The 19,867-nt window shown below is 72.0% G+C and carries 16 protein-coding genes; 13 read left to right on the top strand and 3 right to left on the bottom strand.

The window, feature by feature from the left end; genetic code table 11:
• Positions 1-386 precede the first annotated feature (386 nt).
• From MXD60_RS01500 to ilvD, 13 genes are all read left to right on the top strand, one after another.
• Positions 387-794, top strand: a complete 408-nt coding sequence (locus tag MXD60_RS01500) for a DUF5318 family protein (protein WP_248816931.1) — start codon at positions 387-389, stop codon at positions 792-794.
• Between the two features lie 903 nt (positions 795-1,697).
• Positions 1,698-4,862: a transglycosylase domain-containing protein gene (locus MXD60_RS01495; RefSeq protein WP_248816930.1), complete on the top strand. Its 3,165-nt coding sequence runs from the start codon at positions 1,698-1,700 to the stop codon at positions 4,860-4,862.
• Positions 4,863-5,085: 223 nt separating this feature from the next.
• Positions 5,086-7,212 (top strand): glycosyltransferase family 87 protein, encoded by a 2,127-nt coding sequence (locus MXD60_RS01490; protein WP_248816929.1) that lies wholly within the window; start codon positions 5,086-5,088, stop codon positions 7,210-7,212.
• Positions 7,205-8,458, top strand: a complete 1,254-nt coding sequence (locus MXD60_RS01485; protein WP_248816928.1) for a putative hexosyltransferase — start codon at positions 7,205-7,207, stop codon at positions 8,456-8,458. Before MXD60_RS01490 ends, MXD60_RS01485 begins: the two co-directional genes overlap by 8 nt.
• Before the next feature lies 1 nt (position 8,459).
• Positions 8,460-8,786, top strand: a complete 327-nt coding sequence (locus MXD60_RS01480) for a hypothetical protein (protein WP_248816926.1) — start codon at positions 8,460-8,462, stop codon at positions 8,784-8,786.
• A gap of 244 nt (positions 8,787-9,030) precedes the next feature.
• A complete protein-coding gene (rpsF, locus tag MXD60_RS01475; RefSeq protein WP_283097583.1) occupies positions 9,031-9,357 on the top strand; it encodes a 30S ribosomal protein S6 in 327 nt (108 codons plus the stop codon).
• Positions 9,358-9,420: 63 nt separating this feature from the next.
• Complete coding sequence (locus MXD60_RS01470; RefSeq protein WP_248816924.1) at positions 9,421-9,954, top strand: single-stranded DNA-binding protein; 534 nt, start codon at positions 9,421-9,423, stop codon at positions 9,952-9,954.
• 53 nt (positions 9,955-10,007) lie between these two features.
• Positions 10,008-10,244: a 30S ribosomal protein S18 gene (gene rpsR, locus MXD60_RS01465; RefSeq protein ID WP_248816922.1), complete on the top strand. Its 237-nt coding sequence runs from the start codon at positions 10,008-10,010 to the stop codon at positions 10,242-10,244.
• A gap of 11 nt (positions 10,245-10,255) precedes the next feature.
• A complete protein-coding gene (gene rplI, locus MXD60_RS01460) occupies positions 10,256-10,702 on the top strand; it encodes a 50S ribosomal protein L9 (protein WP_248816920.1) in 447 nt (148 codons plus the stop codon).
• 560 nt (positions 10,703-11,262) lie between these two features.
• Positions 11,263-12,621 (top strand): replicative DNA helicase, encoded by a 1,359-nt coding sequence (dnaB, locus tag MXD60_RS01455; protein ID WP_248816918.1) that lies wholly within the window; start codon positions 11,263-11,265, stop codon positions 12,619-12,621.
• Between the two features lie 130 nt (positions 12,622-12,751).
• Positions 12,752-13,093, top strand: coding sequence for an antibiotic biosynthesis monooxygenase family protein (locus MXD60_RS01450; RefSeq protein ID WP_248816916.1), 342 nt, complete (start codon positions 12,752-12,754; stop codon positions 13,091-13,093).
• 28 nt (positions 13,094-13,121) lie between these two features.
• A complete protein-coding gene (locus MXD60_RS01445; RefSeq protein WP_248816914.1) occupies positions 13,122-14,312 on the top strand; it encodes a hypothetical protein in 1,191 nt (396 codons plus the stop codon).
• A 161-nt stretch (positions 14,313-14,473) separates the two neighbouring features.
• A complete protein-coding gene (gene ilvD / locus MXD60_RS01440; protein ID WP_248816912.1) occupies positions 14,474-16,327 on the top strand; it encodes a dihydroxy-acid dehydratase in 1,854 nt (617 codons plus the stop codon).
• A 35-nt stretch (positions 16,328-16,362) separates the two neighbouring features.
• Here ilvD and egtD read toward each other — a convergent pair whose 3' ends face one another.
• From egtD to egtB, 3 genes are read right to left on the bottom strand one after another with little or no spacing between them, the layout of a single operon-like run.
• Positions 16,363-17,466: an L-histidine N(alpha)-methyltransferase gene (gene egtD / locus MXD60_RS01435; protein ID WP_248816910.1), complete on the bottom strand. Its 1,104-nt coding sequence runs from the start codon at positions 17,464-17,466 to the stop codon at positions 16,363-16,365.
• A 44-nt stretch (positions 17,467-17,510) separates the two neighbouring features.
• Complete coding sequence (gene egtC / locus MXD60_RS01430) at positions 17,511-18,404, bottom strand: ergothioneine biosynthesis protein EgtC (protein WP_248816908.1); 894 nt, start codon at positions 18,402-18,404, stop codon at positions 17,511-17,513.
• A gap of 58 nt (positions 18,405-18,462) precedes the next feature.
• On the bottom strand, positions 18,463-19,803 hold the full coding sequence (gene egtB, locus MXD60_RS01425) for an ergothioneine biosynthesis protein EgtB (protein ID WP_248816954.1): 1,341 nt from the start codon (positions 19,801-19,803) through the stop codon (positions 18,463-18,465).
• Positions 19,804-19,867: the final 64 nt, after the last annotated feature.

Below are 19,867 nucleotides of genomic sequence, written 5' to 3'. Positions count from 1 at the left end.
CAACCACACATCACCACCCGGCGACCAGGAGATCACACAACACCTCGCGCGGTCGGGGGGCGCCGGCCCGCGGCCCGGCGCGCCCCGCCGCCGGGGGGGGGACGGCCGCCAGACCGTCCCGCCGACCAGAAGTGCCTGGTCGCAGCAATTGTCGGCAACGTCGCCACGCCCGGCCGATGGCCGCCAGGGCATCGCCGTGGCCCGGTCGCACCCGGTGGGGAGAAACCGGCCCCGGCATCACAGTGTGGCCCAGCTCACAGCCGGATTCGTCGCGCTGTCGTGGCCGCGGACCACGCCGCGACGGCCGGTTGCGCCGGAGACACCCGCCGAGTGCGGTTCTGCCCGGATAATCTGCCCGGCCGGCGTCCGCGGCGTACCGTTGTTCCATGCGTTCGCGGTCGGTCATCGACTACGCGCTGGCCCGGCGGGCGACGCTCGCGGATCTCGCCGCGGGTCGGGTGTCGTCGCTCGACGTGTGTGACGCGCACCCTTACCTGCTGCGCGCGGCCAAGTACCACGGCGAGCCGACGACCAAGCGCTGTCCGGTCTGCCGCTGCGACGCTCCGTTGATCCATGTGACCTACACCTACGGCGACGAGCTCGGGGAGAGTTCCGGGCGGGTGCGGGCGACGCGCGACCTGCCCGCGCTCGCGACCAGGTACAGCGAGCTGCGGGTGTACGTCGTCGAGGTCTGCCGGCCCTGCGGGTGGAACCACCTGATCACGTCCTATGTGATCGGCACCGGCGAGCCGCGGGCGAAGCGCCAGAGCCGGCGCCAGGCCGCGGACACCTGACCGGCGCCGGCGCGCCGCCCGCGTGCCTCCCGCCCCGCTTCCAGCCGGCCGCTGGCCAGGCCGCGATGCCCTGCGGGAAAGAGCGAGTTACGGCATGAGATCCTGGTCTGCCATGTGGGTCTCAGAGCGGGTGCGGGCGCGGCACGAGCCGGGTGTGGACCACTCTGGTGACCTTGCCGGTGGACGCCCGTCGGGCGACCGTACCCTTCGGGGTTGGCCGATGTCCGGTTCCGGGCAGTGGCCGCCGGCGTCTCGCACGGTTCGGCGCCGACGGCGCCTGACTGTCGGCGATCGGACCTCCGGCTGCGGTTGGGGGCACCGGTCTGTTCCCTGCGACGGACGGGTGACCGGGGAGTCCCACAGCGACGGATGGAGCGGTCGGTGAGCTCTCCCTACGACCAGAGTGGCCGGGACGGTTCGGATCGGGGTCGGCCCGAGCCGGACCGATCCCGGGACGCGTTTCCTGACCGGGCCGCGCCGGAGCGGATCGACCGGCCCGGACCGCCGGTCCCGCGCGGCTCCCAGGCCGGTACGGGTCAGGCCGTCCCGCCCGGTCCGACGCGGGCAGTCGGGCCGCGTGGTGAGCGGCCCGCGCCGATGCCGCCGCCCGGCGCCCCCGATCCTCGTGCGGTCGATCCTCGTGCGGTCGAACCCCGTGCCGTCGAACCCCGCGCGGCGCTGGTCCGTCCCGCCGGGTCCGGCGGGGCCCGCGGCGCGCTGGTCCCGCCGGTCGGTCGGTCCGGCGCGGCCAACGGATCCCGGGCCGCGCTGGTCCCACCGTCCTCGCCCGCGTCGCCACCCAACCGCGCGGCGGCTGGTCCGGACGAGTCGCGGTCGCCGGGTGCGCCGCGCCGGGCCGCGCCCGAGGCCGGCCCAGCCGGTTCTGGCACGGGTGGCGGCTGGGTGCCGAATCCCGCAGACCTGGACGCCGCAGCCGCTCATGGCAGTTCCGCCGCCGGCCCGCCCGTGCGGCGGGGGGTGTCGCCGGAGCCGACGGGCGAGCGGGCGCTGTCCGACCGGTCGACCGGGGCGGCGCGCACGCCCGACTGGCCGGCGACGCGGACGGGCACGAGGGGGGCCTCCGAGCGGGCGTTCGATCCCCCGGCGACCCGAGCGGTCGCCCCTGGCATCCCACCGCGTGGCCCTGATCCGCGTGGCCCTGATCCGCGGCGTGCCGTCCGTCCGGCCGAGGCCGCCGCCAGCTCCGCCGCGGGCCTGGCCGCCGCCGACGACCTGCGCCGCCGGGCCGGCCGCGGGGTGACGGACAAGGGAATCGCGGACCGTGAGGCGAACACCGGGCGCCCGGGCGTGTCCGACCGTGCGGCGGGGCCCGGCGATGCGACCGGGGCAGGCCCCGGTACCAGCACCAGTCTGATTCCCCGCAGCGGTCCACGCCGCGGCCGGACCGGTGCGGGGGCGGGCTCGGCGCGCGCCGCGGATCGGACCGGTGCCGGCCGCGGCCGGTCGGACCGGTCAGCGCGCCCAGGCGGGCCGGACGGCACCGACGCCCGCTACGACACCGTCGACCAGGCGGCCCTGCGCCGGATCGACATCCGGGAGCGCGACGCCGAGTCGACCGTCTACAGGAAGGTGAATCCCACCGACGCGGAGGCTGACGCCGCGGGTGGGGCGGCGATGACGGCCGTCACCCCGGGTCGGCGGATCGCGGGCCGTCGGCGTGACCAGCCCACCCGGGCCACCGAGCAGATGGCCCTGCGGATCGGCGAGCGGGAGGCGGCCGATCGGCGTCCCGTCAGCGACCGGACCGGGACGCGCCGGATGACTCCCACGGGCGCTGGACCTGGCCGGGGTGAGCCCACCCGCGCGTACCGGGCGGCGATGGACGGCCCCGGTGGTCCGGATGGCCCGAGCGGGCCAGGCCGGTCTGGCCGGAACGGACGCTCCGCGCAGCCCCCCCGCCCAGGCCAGGGAAGGCGTGGTCCGATGTGGTGGCGACGTCGTCCGAGGTGGCTGCGCCGCCTTGTGCTGGCCGGAGTGTTCTCCTCGATCCTGCTGTTCGTCGCGGGCATCGCCGTGGTCTACGCGGCCACCCAGGTGCCGCTGCCGAGCCAGGTCAAGACCGCCCAGACCTCGATCGTCTACTACGGTCCGCCCGCCGGTTCCAACCAGGACACCGGCGACGAGATCGCCCGCATCGGAACGGTGAACCGCACCGACGTCCCGCTGGCCGAGGTGTCCAAGGACATGCAGCATGCGGTGCTCGCGGCAGAGGACAAGAACTTCTACCACGAGCCCGGTATCTCCCCGAAGGGAATCGCGCGGGCGCTCTACGTCAACCTCACGGGCGGCGACCTGCAGGGTGGATCGACGATCACCCAGCAGTACGCCAAGAACGCCTACCTGACGCAGGAACGGACCTTCACCCGCAAGATGCGGGAGATCGCGCTCGCGGTGAAGCTGGACCAGAAGTACTCCAAGGACCAGATCCTTGAGTTCTACCTGAACACGATCTACTTCGGCCGTGGTGCCTACGGAATCGAGGCCGCGTCGAAGGTGTACTTCAACACGACGGCGGCGAAACTCACCGCCGAACAGGGTGCGGTGATCGCGGGCCTGATCCGAGCACCGAACTATCTTGATCCGGCGAAGAATCCAGCGCCGGCCGCGACCCGGTGGCACGAGGTGGTCGCGACGATGGCCGCGGAGGGCTGGGCCCCGACGTCGATCACCAGCGGGACACCGCCGGCGGTCATTCCGAAGGTGGACGACCCGACCACCTCCTCCGCCCAGGTCGCTTATATCCGCGACGAGGTGAAAACCGAGCTGAAGAACGCCGGGATCACCGATGACCAGATCAACCGGGGCGGTCTGCGTATCACCACCACGATCGACAAGGGCCGGCAGATGGCCGCCTACGAGGCCGTCACGAACGTGCTGGGTACCGCATACGCCGCTGTACCGGATCTGCGGACCGGACTGTCGGCCGTCGAACCGGGAACCGGGCGGGTGCTTGCCTGGTACGGCGGGTCGCTGTACGGAAAGGACTCGCAGGGGCGCAAACAGTTTGAAGACAACGTGTCCGTGGCGCGGGTGCAGTCCGGATCCACCTTCAAGGCGATCACACTGGTCGCGGCCCTGCAGAAGAACATCAACCTGAAATCGACGTTCGCCGCGCCGGAGAGGGTCACGCTGCCGGGCAACTACGTGGTCAGCAACGACGAGGGTGATGTCGGCGATCTCGGTTATATGAACCTCATCCAGGCCACCGCCCGTTCCATCAACACGGTGTATGTACCGCTCGCCCAGAACATCGGCGTGCCGGACGTCATCAACACCGCGCACCTCCTTGGCATTCCGGAAAATGCTTCGCTGCCCGTCGAGGCGGGCTTGACGCTGGGCAAGGACCCGATCCATGCCATCGACATGACCGGGGTGTACGCGACGCTCGCCGCCAACGGCGTGCGGGCCACGCCGCACATCGTCGACAAGGTCGTCGACGGCACCGGCCAGGTCATCTATTCGGGCAACCCGGCTGCCAAGCAGGTCATCCCGACGACGGTGGCCCGTGACGCCACCTACGCCCTGCAGAGCGTCATCAACGACCCGGCCGGCACCGGAACCAGGGCAGCGCTCGCCGGTGGGCGGGAGGCCGCCGGCAAGACGGGCACCACCACGGACTTCCGCTCCGCCTGGTTCTGTGGATACACCAAGGAGCTGTCGTCCTGCGTGAACATGTTCCGCGGCGGCGGTACGAGCAAGGAGCTGCTCAAAGGCATTCCCGGTGCGGAGAACGGTGTCTACGGCGGCACCTATCCGGCCAAGATCTGGAAGGCGTTCATGGACGCCGCTCTGCAGGGCGTGCCCAAGTCGACGTTCGACCCTCCCGCCTTCGGCGGAATGGTGCAGGACAACGAGCCGGCGCCCACCCCGACGCCGACGATGTCCACCGCCCCGACACCAGGGACCGGCATCGACCTCGGCGACCTGTTCAACGGCGGTGCCAGCGGTGGTACCGGCGGCGGTCAGCAGCCGCAGCAGTCCCCGCAGCCTGGTGACAACCGCCCGCGGACGAGACAGACGGGAGTCGTCGTCGACCCTTTCTCATGACCGGTGGGCCGACCGGCCCGGCGCGTCAGCCGACCGGGGGCGTCGTCACGATGCGCCCCCGGACCGCTGGACCAGCCGGGGCGGGGAACGGCCAGTCCACCGGGCCGTCAGCACGGTGATTTTCTCGCGGCTCACTTCTTCGGTCGAGGTAGGGCCGGCGCGGATCCTCCGTGGCGGTGGCTACGGATGCTGGTGACCTGATCCGTCACGGCGGTGGGTGAGAATGGCCGACATGGCCACGACACCGGCGTCTCCCGCCCGCGTCTGCCCTGCCCGGGAGGACCCGGTCGTCGGGGGCGCGAGCCAGCTGATCGGCGGGCCGCCCGGCGGGCACGCGGCCGGGCCAGGCCGGCCCGGCTGGCTGACCCCGCTGCGGGTGCTGATGGCGTTCGTTGTCATCGCCTGCATGCTGGGCTACGCCCAGAAGGTCAGCTGCCGGGACACCCGCAACTGGGCGCACGAGCATCAGTACAGCGCTCTTTGCTATTCCGACGTCGTCGCGCTGTACAGCCAGGAGGGGCTGGTCGACGGGAAGGTCCCCTACCTGGACTACCCGACGGAGTACCCGCCGCTGATCGGTACGGCGATGGAGCTCATCGCCGTACCGGCGGGGCTGGCCTCGTCGCCGAAGGCGGTCTACCGGGTCGAGAACGGCCAGCGGGTGTTCGACCACTACTCGATGGACCGGCGTTCCGCGGTCTTCTACGACCTCACGGCGTTGCTGTTCACCGTGGCCGCGTGCATCGCGGTGGCCTGCACGGCGCTGACCGCCGGCTCCCGGCGGATCTGGGATGCCGCCCTGTTCGCGCTGGCCCCCGCCCTGGTGCTGCACCTGCTGACGAACTGGGACATCCTCGCCGTGGCGTTCGCGGCCGGCGGCCTGCTCGCCTGGTCCAGACGGGCCCCCCGGCTGGCGGGCGTGCTGATCGGGCTGGGGATCCTCACCAAGCTCTACCCGCTGTTGTTCCTGCTGGGGCTGGGGCTGCTCTGCCTGCGGGCCGGCAAGATGCGCGAATGGGCGAAAGCCACCCTCGCCGCGGTGGTGACCGTGGTCGTCGTGCTGGTCCCCCTGTGGCTGACGGCCGGCTACTTCAACCAGCAGAACGCCAAGGTCGGCGACAGCATCTGGACGACCTTCTGGCATGGCGGGCACTGGACGGCCCTGCTGGGCGGCGGCCCGGACAGCGCCCGCAACGGACTCGCCCGGTTCGTCGACCTCAACTCCGACCGGGGCGCCGACTGGGATTCGCTGGCCTTCGGCGCGACCTGGCTGGCGAACCGGCACGACCCGGCCTGGTTCGCCCCGATGCATCTGCTGATCTGCCTGTTCACCGCGCTCGTCGTGATCGCGGCCGCCGCCGCGCTCATCGTCCACCGGCCGGACACCCGCCGGCTGGCCGTCGCGGCCTCGGTGGCGGCGTTCGCGACCCTCGCCGTCGCGCTGCCCCTGATCCTGCAGGGCATTCGTGAGCATGGGTTGCCCGTGCACACCCTGAACCTCATCACCGGCGCCACCCTGGTGGTGGCAGTGATCGCGATCGGCCTGCTGACCTGGCTCGCGCCGCGCCGGCCGCGACTGCCCCAGATCCTGTTCCTGCTCGTCGTGGCGTTCCTGCTGAGCAACAAGGTCTTCTCGCCGCAGTACACGATCTGGCTGCTCCCCCTGGTCGCGCTCGCCCGGCCGCGATGGCGGCTGTTCCTGCTCTGGCAGCTCAGCGAGTCCTGGGTGCTGTTCACCCGGTTCATGCACTTCATCTACAACGACACCCAGGGCAGGCGGGGTATCGACCGGGGCTGGTTCGTCTCCGCCGTGGCGCTGCGCGACCTGATCCTGCTCGTCATCGCCGGTTTCGTCGTGCGGGAGATCCTGCATCCCAGGGCCGACGTGGTCCGCGCCGGCACCGCACCGAGCGCCGACGAACGGCTCACCGTGGACCGGCCGGACGCCGCACTCGATCTGGCGGCCATCGACGACCCGGCCGGCGGAGTCCTCGACCACGCCCCCGACGTGCGGGGCGGATGGCGGGGCCGGCAGACCCGGTCGGCACGGCGCGAATCCGGCGACGGCACCGGCAGCCAGGCCGGCACCGGCAGCCAGGCCAACGGTGGCAGCCAGGCCAACGGTGGCAGCCAGGCACAGAACGGCGGCTCGAAGCGCGCCGCCACGGCGACCCTCGGGACGCACACCGGCTCCGCCGGCGCAGGGAGCGGATCGGGCGCCGGGGAGAGCACGTCGCCGACGGGCCCCAGGCTCACGCCGATGGAGCCGGGCGCGCTGTTCCGGCCCCGGAACTCCGCCGGCGCGGACCCCGCGTCCCCGCCGGGTGCGGAAGGCTCCGCCGATGGCTGACGCGCCGCGCCCCACGCCTGGCGGCCCGGCCGTGGCCCGTGAGCCCGTCGCGGATGCGGGCGCGGCGAGCGAAGCGGCCGGGGATGTTCCCGGCGAGGGCGGGCCGTCCGCCGCTGTCCGGGCTGGTTGGTCCCGGCTGCCGGAATCGGTGCGGGCGACGCTGCCGCTCTGGCTGGGCAGCCGGATCGCCGTCGCGCTGCTGTCCCTGGCTGCCGCCCGGGCGCTGACACCGGGATCCGCCCGGTCCGCTCCCGGGCTGCGCACCCTCTGGGACCGCTGGGACGTCGGACTGTTCACCAAGGTCGCGCGTCATGGCTACCTGTCCCCCGCGTACTCGGACCGCACGGAGGTCGACTTCCCAGGTCTGCCGCTGGCGATCCGGCTCGTCCACCTGGTCGTCCGGGACTGGATCGCGGCGGGCCTGATCGTGTCCCTGCTCGCCGGCGTGGTCACCGCGGCCGCGCTGTGGCGGCTCGCCGCGGACGAGGTGGGGGAGCGGGACGCCCGGTTCGCGGTCGTCAGCCTGATCTGTTTTCCCTACGCCGTCTTCCTGTTCGCCGCCTACTCGGAGGGTGTGTTCCTGGCCTTCGCGACCGCCTCGTGGCTGGCCGCCCGCCGCGAGCGCTGGTGGCTCGCCGGGCTGCTCGGGGCAGGGGCGGCGTCCGCCCGGATCAGTGGCGTCGCTTTCGGCGTGGCGCTGGCGGTGCAGTACGTCGTCTCCCGCCGGGCTGCGGGCCGTCCGGTGCTCGCCTGGCCGGCGCTGTCGCTGGCGCTCCCGCCGATCCCCGTCGTCGCCTACCTGGGCTACCTGCGGGTGCGCACCGGCGGGTGGGGGTCCTACACGGACGCCATGCGGGTCGGCTGGCACCGCGAGGTCGACTGGCCCTGGTCGGGATGGTCGGCCACCTGGTCGGCGGCGGTCGACGGCGACGGTCAGTCGGCCTTCGTCTGGTTCTGGCGCGGTGAACTGCTCGCGGTCGTCGTCGGCGTGGCGCTGACGATCGCCCTGCTTGTCGGGCGACGGTGGGGAGAAGCCACGTTCCTCGGCGTGATGACCGCGATCATGGCCTGTACGAACTACTACGCGTCGGGAATCCGCGGCATCCTCGTGGCCTTCCCGCTCTACCTGATGCTTGCCCGGCTCGCCGCCCGCTGGCCCTGGGTGGCCTCGACGTATCTGTGTGTGTGCGGGCCCGTGATGGTGGCGTTCGTGGTCGCCTTCACCCAGGGGAAGTGGGTCGACTGAGGTGGACGGGGGCGACGGAGTGGGAGTCGGCGACGCCGCGGACGGGGAGCGGGAGAGCGGCGCGATGGGCGCCGCCCAGGCCAGCGCCGGTCGGCCCGGGAACGCCGCCCGGTCCGCGCCGGGAAGCACCGTCTGGGTCCTGGTCGGATGTGCCCTGCTCGCCGTGCTCACCACGATCGTGCTGGCGGTCGCGGATCCGGCTCCGTCCCGGCATGTGCGCGGGCTGCTGGTGACCGCGGACCTCGTCTGCCTGGCCGGAGTGGGGACAGCCTGGCTGCGCGTGGTCCTGTCGGTTGGCGCGCCCAGGTCGACGGACCGGATCGAGTAAACTCACCGAGACATGCCGTGCGCTGGCGCACGCGCCCGTCTGCTGGTCAGGCCCCGATCGATCACCAGATCGATCGCCCTGCCGCGATCGGGTGCCGTGCCCTGGTGATCGTCCGGATGCGTCGCTGGTCCAGCCAACCCTGGTTGTGCCGCCTGGCGCGTTCGCGGCGACGCAGATCCGGTGCGCGGTCCCTCCTGCCACGGACGATCCGTGGCCGCTGAGTCCACAGGAGGTGGGTTCAACCTTGGCACGCCATTACGAGCTCATGGTGATCCTCGATGCCGATCTCGAGGAACGCACCGTGTCGCCGTCCCTTGACCAGTACCTCGGAGTCGTCCGTCAGGGCGGCGGCGTGGTGGAGAAGGTCGACGTGTGGGGCCGGCGGCGGCTCTCGTACGAGATCCAGAAGAACCATGAGGGCATCTACGCCGTCATCGACCTGCACGCGGAGCCGGCCGTGGTCGCCGAGCTCGACCGGCAGCTTCTGCTGAACGAGTCGGTCCTGCGTACGAAGGTCATCCGGCTCCCCGAGCCGAAGAAGCCTCGTCAGCCCCGCCGGGTAGCGGCATGATCCGGTCCACCCTGACGGCGGTGCTCCCGCTGTCGTGGGCCGCCGAAATTGGAGAGGGCGCCCATGGCCGGTGAGACGATCATCACCGTCGTTGGCAACCTGACCAGCGACCCCGAACTGCGGTTCACGCCCAACGGGGCGGCCGTCGCGAGCTTCACCGTGGCGTCCACCCCCCGCACGTTGGACCGTCAGTCCAACGAGTGGAAGGACGGGGAGGCGCTGTTCCTGCGCTGCTCCGTCTGGAGGCAGGCCGCGGAGAACGTCGCCGAGTCTCTGCAGAAGGGAGCCCGAGTCATCGTGTCGGGACGGCTGAAGCAGCGTTCGTTCGAGACCCGTGAGGGCGAGAAGCGAACCGTTATTGAGCTCGACGTCGACGAAGTCGGCCCGAGCCTGCGTTACGCGACCGCCAAGGTCGTCCGCGCTGCCCGCGGTGGCGGCGGTGGCGGATTTGGTGGCGGTGGTGGCGGCGGCTACGAGGCGCCCACCGGCGGACCTTCCGGTCCCCCGGCTGGCGGCGGCTTCGGAAACGCGGCGCCGAACGATGACCCCTGGTCGCAGCAGCCGGCCGGTGGCTACTCAGACGAGCCTCCGTTTTGAGCGGGCGCTCGTCGTCCTCCGCGAGGACGGCGCAACGGGGCCGTAGCACTTCCATGGCCAAGGCAGCCGTACGCAAGCCCAAGAAGAAGGTTTGCGTCTTCTGCAAGGACAAGGTCGACTACATCGACTTCAAGGACACCTCGCTGCTGCGCAAGTACATCTCCGACCGGGGCAAGATCCGTGCCCGGCGGGTCAGCGGCAACTGCAGCCAGCATCAGCGGGACGTGGCGACAGCGGTCAAGAACAGCCGCGAGATGGCGCTGCTGCCCTACACCGCGACTGCTCGCTAGGGGGCGGCGCGATGAAGCTCATCCTCACTCAGGAAGTCCCCGGGCTCGGTAGCCCCGGTGACATCGTCGAGGTCGCGAACGGCTACGGACGCAACTACCTGGTCCCGCGCAAGTACGCGATCCTCGCGACCAAGGGCGCGGAGCGTCAGGTCGAGCAGATCAAGCGGGCCCGGGACGCGCGCTCCGTGCGCGACCTGGACCACGCCAAGGAGATCTCCGGCCAGCTCGGCGGTCTCAAGGTCGAGCTCACCGGCCGTGCAGGCAAGGAAGGCCGGCTGTTCGGCTCGGTCACGGCGGCCGACGTGGTCGCAGCGGTGACCGCGGCCGGCGGTCCCGAGCTGGATCGGCGGCGGGTCGAACTGACCACCCCGATCAAGGCGCTCGGTTCCTACACCGTCGCCGTGCACCTGCACCCCGAGGTCACGGCCTCGGTCAAGGTCCAGGTGCGCAAGGCGTAAGGACGGCTGCGAAGCACCCAGGCCCGGCGCATGCCGGGCGTGTGGTGAACGTGGGCCGGCCCGGGTGGCCGGGCCCTCGTGCTGTGGAACTCCCCCGGATCGACTCGCCCGTGTGGCGGTCGGCCCGGGGGAGTTCGCGTTCCCCGGCCCGACCGTTCCCAAAATCTTTTTGCCGGCTAGTTATCCACAGGCGGGTTCCCGGCGGGGCCGCGCCGCACCTGGATTTGTCCGGGATGCCGACTCCCGTTATCCACAGGAGAGGCACGTTCGTCCCGAGCTTCTCCCCAGGTTCGCGGCAGTTACCCACAGCTTTTCCACAAGAGCCTGTGGATAACTTTTTGGCGGGGGTGGCTGCCGATCCATAAGGTCAGGCCGCCAGACTGGGGTGCCATCCGCGCGGCGGCCACCCCACGGCGGTGCCGCGCACCATGCGGCGCGGCCCGTTGACCGCCGCTCCGGCCTGTACGAACATGTGTTCGAATACGGATCTCCGGGCAGTCAGATCACTGGGCACTTCAGATCTTTGGGTAGATGGATCGCTGCAGGCGGGAGGGCGCGTCATGAGCGTCACTGAGATCTCGCGCGCAGGCGGGGGCGCCGCGGAGTTCGACCGAACCCCGCCGCAGGACCTCCCGGCCGAGCAGAGCGTGCTCGGCGGCATGCTGCTGTCGAAGGACGCCATCGCCGACGTGGTCGAGGTCCTGCAGATCGGGGACTTCTACCGGCCGGCGCACGGGATCGTCTACGAGGTCATCGGTGACCTGTACGGCCGGGGCGAGCCCGCCGACGTCATCAGCGTCGCCGCCGAGCTCAGTCGTCGCGACCAGCTCGAACGCGTCGGCGGCCCGGGCTACATGCACACCCTGATCTCCAGTGTGCCCACCGCCGCCAACGCCGGTTACTACGCTCGCATCGTCGCGGAGAAGGCGGTGCTGCGCCGCCTCGCCGAGGCGGGCACCCGCATCGTCCAGCTCGCCTACGGCGCCGCGCCCGACGTCAGCGACGTCGTCGACCGCGCCCAGGCCGCCGTCTACGAGGTCACCGAACGGCGGTCGAACGACGACTACGCCGCGCTGGCGGACCTGCTCCATCCCACCCTGGAGGAGATCGAGTCGATCGCCGGTCATGAAGGGACGCTCACCGGCGTGCCGACCGGCTTCACCGACCTCGACGAGCTCACCAACGGCCTGCACGGCGGCCAGCTGTGGATCGTCGCGGCCCGTCCGGCCGTGGGCAAGTCGACCCTGGGCCTGGACTTCGCCCGGGCGGCGTCGATCAAGAACGGGATGACCTCGGTCATCTTCTCGCTGGAGATGAGCCGGATGGAGATCACCATGCGGCTGCTGTCCGCGGAGGCGCGGGTGTCGCTGCAGAACATCCGCACCGGCCGGCTCACCGATGACGACTGGGGCCGACTTGCCCGCCGGATGGGCGAGGTGTCCGAGGCGCCGCTGTTCATCGACGACAGCCCCCATCTGACCATGATGGAGATCCGGGCCAAGGCCCGACGGCTGAAGCAGCGCAACGAGCTGCGCCTGGTCATCCTCGACTACCTGCAGCTCATGTCGTCGCCGAAGAAGGTCGAAAGCCGCCAGCAGGAGGTCAGCGAGATCTCCCGGTCGTTGAAGCTGCTGGCCAAGGAGCTGGAGGTCCCGGTCGTCGCGATCTCGCAGCTCAACCGTGCCTCCGAGCAGCGGGCGGACAAGCGTCCGCAGGTCTCCGACCTGCGCGAGTCCGGAAGCCTTGAGCAGGACGCGGACGCGGTGATCCTGCTGTACCGGGAGGACACGGTCGAAAAGGAGTCGGCCCGCGCCGGCGAGGCCGATCTGATCATCGCGAAGCACCGCAACGGGCCGACCGGCACCGTGACGGTCGCCTTCCAGGGGCACTACTCCCGATTCGTCGACATGGCCAACTAGTCGACGGTGTCGGTCAGGTGCGCCGGTCGGCGGACCATGGGCCGCCAACGGTGACACACTGGGCGTCACGACCCCGGCCGGTCGGGTCGCCCCCCGGGGGGGCCAGGGCGGACAGCGAGGAGTGTGACTGGTGAGTGACGACGGAGCTGGCGCCGCGGCCTCGGGAGTGCTGGAAATCGCTCGGATCACCGTGCGCCCGGGCACCGAGCTGGAGTTCGAGTCGGCCTATCGGCAGGCGCGCCCGGAGATCCTCGGGACGCTCGGCTGCCGGTCCGCTCGGCTGACCCGGCTCATCGAGGAACCGTCGGGCTTCGTGCTGCTGGTCGAGTGGGACTCCCTCGACAGTCACCTGCGAAACTTCCGGGAGTCCGAGCGTTTCGTCCGCTGGCGAGCGGCCCTGGGGCCGTACTTTGTCGACCAGCCGTTGGTGGTGCACGGCCGGGACGTCCCAGCCGAGTCCGACCCGGCCTGACCCGCGCCGAACGCCTGGACCCGCGACCATGGCAACGTTCTTCGCCTATCTTTTCCTCGCTCCGCTGACGGCCGTCTTCTTCGGCTTCCTCATCTGGCTGTTCCCCGCCATGTTGCTGCGGGACAGGATGAGCCAGTTCCGGATCCGGCCGTTCGCCTTCTTCGTCACCGGCTACGTTTTCACCGTCGTCCAGGCGATCTACCTGCTCGTCAGTCGGGTCTGGATCGCGCCGATCGCCGGGACCGTCGCCTCGCTCGGGCTGGTGTGGGTCGCCCGCGACCAGTGGCGCCGCCGCCGTCCGGCCGGGGCGGGGAAGCTGTTCCGCGCCCGTCGCGGCACGGGCCAGCCGTCCCCGGCCGACCCGAACGCGGCGCCCGGCCAGCAGCAGCCTCCCTGGGGCTACCAGGGCCAGCCGCCGGCGCCCGGCCATCCGGTGCCACCCGGCCACCCCTACTACGGACCGCCGGTGCCCCCTGGCGCGCCGCAGCCGCCGGGGTATCCGCAGTGGTCGGGTAATCCGCCGCCACCGGGTCAGCCCGGGCCGGCCCAGTCCTGGTCGGGACAGTCCTGGCCGGGACAGCCGTCGCAGGGACCGCAGCCGGGGCAGCAAGGCCCCCAGGGGTCGTCGCCCGCACCCGGCTGGGCCGGTGGTAAGCCGTGGTATCCGCAGCCGGGACCGGGCGGCGCCGACGGAGGCCAGCCGCCGGCCGCCACGCCGCGACCCGGGCAGGGGGGCGTCCCCGCAGTCGATCGACCCGGTCCGACGCCGACGCCGGCAGGGCGTCCCGGCGGCTCGTGGCCGCCGCCGCCCGGGCCGCCGTCGCAGCCCCCGGCGGACGACTCCCATCCCGAGCTTCCCCAGCTCGACGAGCCACTGCTGATCCCCGACTACCCGCCGAACTTCGACGACCTTCCCGCACCGCCCATGCCGGAGCGCAGGCCGAGGCCGGCGGGCTCCCCGCATCGGGACGGCCGCGACGTTCCCGCCGACGCCGGGGACGGCGCCGACGCGGGAACCCTCCCGGGCACCACGACGCCAGCCGCCGACGACGGCCGGGGCGCCTCCACGGGTCCCGGCGCAGGGCCCGACGTGCCCCCGCCGTCTGGCCGCGGTCCGGGGCGGCGCGCCGCCGGCTATCCCTGGGCGGCGCCGCCGCCGGGCGAACCGCCGAACCCCGGCCCGGAACCGCCCGATCCGGACGACCGACCCCTGACCTGACCTCTGACCGCCAGCTCAGGGCGGAATCTCGGTGGCCGTCCCCGGTCGATCGTGGTTCTGCGCGGTGGAGACGGCGATGTGGCGTACCGTCGTCTCATCGCCAGATAACCGCCGTCGGCGACCCCCGTCGCGGCGCTGCCGACGTGATGCTCGAGGTCGAGATGCCCCCTCTGCGCTCCCGAACGACCACACACGGTCGGAACATGGCCGGTGCCCGCGCCCTGTGGCGGGCCACCGGCATGACCGACGACGATTTCGGCAAGCCGATCGTCGCCGTGGCGAACAGCTTCACCGAGTTCGTCCCGGGCCACGTGCACCTGCGTAACCTCGGGGCGCTGGTCGCCGGCGCGGTGGCCGAGGCCGGCGGGGTGGCGCGGGAGTTCAACACGATCGCCGTCGACGACGGCATCGCGATGGGCCACGGCGGGATGCTGTACTCGCTGCCGTCGCGCGAGCTCATTGCCGACAGCGTCGAGTACATGGTCAACGCGCACTGCGCGGACGCGTTGGTGTGCATCTCCAACTGCGACAAGATCACCCCGGGGATGCTGCTCGCGGCGCTGCGGCTGAACATCCCGACCGTGTTCGTCTCCGGCGGGGCGATGGAGTCCGGCAACGCGGTCATCTCCGAGGGCACGGCGCGGTCCAAGCTCGACCTGATCACCGCGATGTCCGCGGCGGTGAACCCCGACGTCTCCGACGACCAGCTCGCGACGATCGAGCGGTCGGCCTGCCCGACGTGCGGTTCCTGCTCCGGCATGTTCACGGCCAACTCGATGAACTGCCTCACCGAGGCGATCGGCCTGTCGCTGCCCGGCAACGGTTCCACCCTCGCCACCTCCGCCGCCCGCCGGGAGCTCTTCCTGGAGGCGGGCCGGCTGGTCGTCGACCTCGCCCGCCGGTACTACGAGAAGGAGGACGAGGCGGTCCTGCCCCGCGCGATCGCCAGCGCCGCCGCCTTCCGCAACGCCTTCGCCGTGGACGTGGCGATGGGTGGCTCCACGAACACTGTGCTGCACCTGCTGGCCGCCGCCGTCGAGGCCGGGGTCGACGTGACCCTCGCCGACATCGACCAGATCTCCCGCACGGTGCCCTGCCTGTCCAAGGTCGCGCCGAGCTCCACCCGGTACTACATGGAGGACGTGCACCGCGCCGGAGGGATTCCGGCGATCCTCGGCGAGCTGGACCGCGGCGGCCTGCTCGACCGGAACACCCATTCGGTGCACGCGGCCAGCCTGCGCGAGTTCCTCGACCGCTGGGACGTCCGCGGCGCCAGCCCGTCACCGGATGCGATCGAGCTGTTCCACGCGGCGCCGGGTGGCGTGCGGACCATCGAGCCGTTCAGCTCCACCAACCGCTGGGAGTCCCTCGACACCGACGCCGAGAACGGCTGCATCCGCTCGGTCGAGCACGCCTACTCGGCCGAGGGCGGCCTCGCGGTGCTGTTCGGCAACCTCGCCCTCGGCGGCGCCGTGGTGAAGACCGCCGGGGTGGACGAGGCGCAGTGGAGCTTCCGCGGCCCGGCGCTCGTCGTGGAGAGCCAGGACGAGGCCGTCGACGCCATCCTCAACAAGCGGGTCAAGGCCGGCGACGTCATCATCGTGCGCTACGAAGGCCCCCGCGGTGGCCCCGGCATGCAGGAGATGCTCTACCCCACGGCCTTCCTCAAGGGCCGCGGCCTCGGCCCGAAGTGCGCGTTGATCACCGACGGCCGGTTCTCCGGCGGCAGCTCCGGCCTGTCGATCGGCCACGTCTCGCCGGAGGCGGCCCACGGCGGGATCATCGCCCTGGTCCGAGACGGAGACGTCATCGACATCGACATCCCGACCCGCCGCCTGGAACTCCTGGTGTCCGAGGAGGAGCTCGCCCGTCGGCGGGCCGAGCTGGAGGCAGCCGGTGGCTACCGGCCGGCGGACCGCCAGCGCATCGTCTCCGCGGCGCTGCGGGCCTATGCGGCGATGGCCACCTCCGCCTCCACCGGCGCCGCGCGCGACGTCGGCCTGCTCGGCGGCTGACCGAGCCCGGCCGGTCCGGCCGGGCTCGAGCAAGCTCAGACCGGGGCGCCCGTGGGGACGGACGACGGGGTCGCGAGGGTGACCGCGAAGTCTCCCTCCGGGTCGGTCCACCGCTGCGCGGTCGCCCAGCCAGCCTCCGCCAGCTCCGCGCTGATCCCGTTTGGAGTGAACTTCGCGCTGATCTCGGTGAGCAGGTCCTCGCCGCGCTGGAAGTCGATGGTCAGCGCGAGGGCGTTGATGGTCACCTGCTGGTCGCGGACGGCCCGCAGCCGCATCTCGATCCAGTTCTCGGCCGCGTTCCACAGCGCGATGTGGGCGAAGCCGCGGACATCGAAGTCCGCCCCGAGCTCGCGGTTGATCACACTGAGCACGTTGCGGTTGAAGGCCGCGGTCACCCCGGCGCCGTCGTCGTAGGCGGCGACCAGCCGGTCGGGACTCTTGACCAGGTCCGTGCCGAGCAGCAGCGCGTCGTCGGTCGACGCCTGCTCGCGCAGCGTCAGCAGGAACTCCCGGCGGGCGGCGGGACGCAGGTTGCCGAGGGTGCCGCCGAGGAAGGCGGTCAGCCGCCGCCCACCGCTGGGCAGGTACGACAGATGCCGTTCGAAATCACCGACGACGGCGTGCACGGACAGGTCCGGGTAGGCGTCGAGCAGTCCGTGCCCGGCCTTGGCCAGCGTGGTCTCGTCGACGTCGAACGCGACGAACCGTTTCAGGCTGCCGACGTCGCGCAGCGCGTCGAGCAGCAACCGGGTCTTCGCGGAGCTGCCGGAACCCAGCTCGATGAGGGTGTCCGCCGGGCAGGCCGCCGCGATGTCACCCGCGTGCCGGTCCAGGATGGCCCGCTCCCGGCGGGTCGGGTAGTACTCGGGCAGGCGGGTGATCTCCTCGAAGAGCATCCCGCCCGTCGCGTCGTAGAACCACTTCGGCGGTAGCTCGCGGGGGGCCGCGGTGAGTCCGGTGAGGACGTCGCGAGCCAGGGCGACGGCGCGGTCCTCCGCTCGCAGGTGCCGGTCCAGGGTGAGGCGCGAGCCCGTGTCCGGCTCGCTGGCCGACGGTGCCGGACCACTGCCACTGACAGTGGTCGCCGTCGGGGGGATGGCCGTCCCAGTGGGGGCGGTCGTCGGAGTCCTCGCTGTCATCGTGGCGTCCTCCATCGACGTTTGTGCAACCCACAGTAACTGTTCTAGGCGATCAAACTACGAAGAGTAACTTTGTGCGTGTCGGCCACCAAAAGATGATGGTCCGGAACAGTGATCCAGCCTGATTCGTCATCATCGGCTTCGCTGGCGACGAGCACGCCATCCGCCTCCACCCGGTAGCAGAGTGTGTCCCCCCAGGCGGTCGCCACGAGGTGCGAGCCATCGGTGACGAGCAGGTTGAGCCGAGCCCGCCCGAGTGCCGGCCGCTCGGTCCGATCCGGTACGGACCCAGTCGGTTCGGGGCCCGCCGGTTCGGACCCGGCCGGTTCGGGGGCCGGCAGTGCGGGGGCCGGCGGTTCGGGGCCGGCCGACCAGTCGACGGCCCAGGGCGTCGCGGTGCCCGCGCTGTCCGCGAGGTCCGCGGCGGCCAGGGAGGTCACGACGTCGGCGACCGCGTCGGCGAGCGGGGCTGCGCCGGCCCGCTCCCACACCAGCGCGGCCAGCAGCGCCGAGTCGCAGGTCGACTCGGGCGGCGGGGCGCCCGGCCGCGCGCGCAGCAACGCCCGCACGGCCGTCGCGTCAACCCGTCCGTTGTGGCTCAGCAGCCGGGTGCCGTCGGTGAACGGCGCCGTGGCCGACTCCTCCACCGGCATGCCGACGGTCGCGCTGCGCACCGCCGCCAGGACACAACCCGACGCGATCACGCCGGCCATTGACGCGTAGGACGCGTCCGTCCACATCGGCACCGCCCGCCGGACGCGGGCGGGCGCGGCCCGCAGCTCCGGGGCGTACCAGCCGGCGCCGAAACCGTCGGCGTTGATCGTGCCGTACCGCATCTGGCGCGGCGCCCAGGACTGCCGCAGCAGGCTGTGCGGCCGTTCCAGGGTGAGACGGGCGAGCGTCCGCGGCGCTCCGATCCAGGCGAGATGGCGGCACACGCACTGCTCCTTCCCACGACGCTGCTACCGCTCGCGATGTCGCTCGACCCGGCGGTGCTCAGTCGGCGTCCCGGGCCAGCCGGAAGCCGGCGAAGATCTGCCGGCGGATCGGGTAGTCCCAGTTGCGGAAGGTGTTGCGGACGGCGGTGGCGTCCGCCGCCCAACTGCCGCCGCGCAGCACCCGGAACGACGACGGCTCGCCGGGCTTCGGGAAGAAGACCTCGCTGTACTCGCGGTACGGATAGGACCGGAAGCCGGGGTATGGCGTGAATCCGCTCGCGGTCCATTCCCACACGTCCCCGATCATCTGCTCGGCTCCGCAGGGACTCGCGCCCGCGGGGTAGGCCCCCGACGGGGCGGGGCCGCTCGTGCGATGCCCAAGGTTGGCATGGTTCGGCGTCGGATCGGTGTCACCCCACGGATAGCGCAGTGAACGTCCGGTGACCGGGTCGTGTGCGGCTGCCTTCTCCCACTCCGCCTCGGTCGGCAGCCGCCGGCCCGCCCAGCGGGCGTGCGCCTCGGCCTCGTACCAGCAGACGTGCTGGACCGGCTCGTCCAGCGGCACCGTCTCGACCCGGCCGAAGCGGCGACGCAGCCAGGTGTCGCCGTCGCGCTGCCAGAACGCCGGCGCGGTCAGGCCCTCCCGCTGCCGCCACTCCCAGCCGGCCGGTGACCACAGCCGTTCGTCGTCGTAGCCGCCGGCCTCGATGAAGGCGATCTGCGCCCGGTTGCCGACCGGCAGAGTGTCGATCCAGAAGGCCGGCAGGTCCACCTGGTGCGCGGGTCGCTCGTTGTCGAGGGCCCACAGGTCGGAGCTGGTGCCGAGGGTGAACGGCCCCGCCGGCACCAGCACCTCGCGGTGCGGCACGGCCCGGCCCGGCGGTGGCGCTGCCCCCGCGTCGAGCAGCGGCGGCCCGGCGCGAAGCTGGTGGGTGGCGAGCATCGTCTCGTCGTGCTGGTGCTCGTGCTGGATGACCATGCCGTAGACGAAACCGTCGGTCAGGAGCCGCGCGGCGGGGTCGGCGTCGGCGGAGTGTGTGTCGGCCGGCAGGGGTGTGAACCGTTCGAGCAGGTCGAGGGTGCGGCCTCGAACCTCCCGGAGGTAGTCACGGGCGCCGTCCGGACCGAGCAGCGCGAGGCGGATCCGGCTGGCGCGGCTGTGCCGGAAGGCGTCGTAGATGTCGTCCAGACCGGGCCTGGTCGGGTCGGCCGCGCCCAGGGCCCGCACCAGCCACAGATCCTCGTAGTTGCCGATGTGGGCGAGGTCCCAGACCAGCGGCGACATCAACGGCGAGTGCTGGCGGACCAGCTCGTCCGCGTCGATGTCGGTGTAGGCGAGGGACCGGCGCCGCGCGCGGTCGAGGGCGTCCGCCACGGCCGCGGCGGTGACCGGCCGCAGCGGCGCCGACGGGTCGCGCCGGTCCCGCTCGTCCCCCGTGGTCGTCCTGTCGTCCGTGGTCGTC

Origin of the sequence: Frankia sp. AgB32 (assembly GCF_023243045.1) — a bacterium.
Taxonomy (GTDB): Bacteria; Actinomycetota; Actinomycetes; order Frankiales; family Frankiaceae; genus Frankia.
This window is presented reverse-complemented; position numbering and strand designations above follow the sequence as displayed.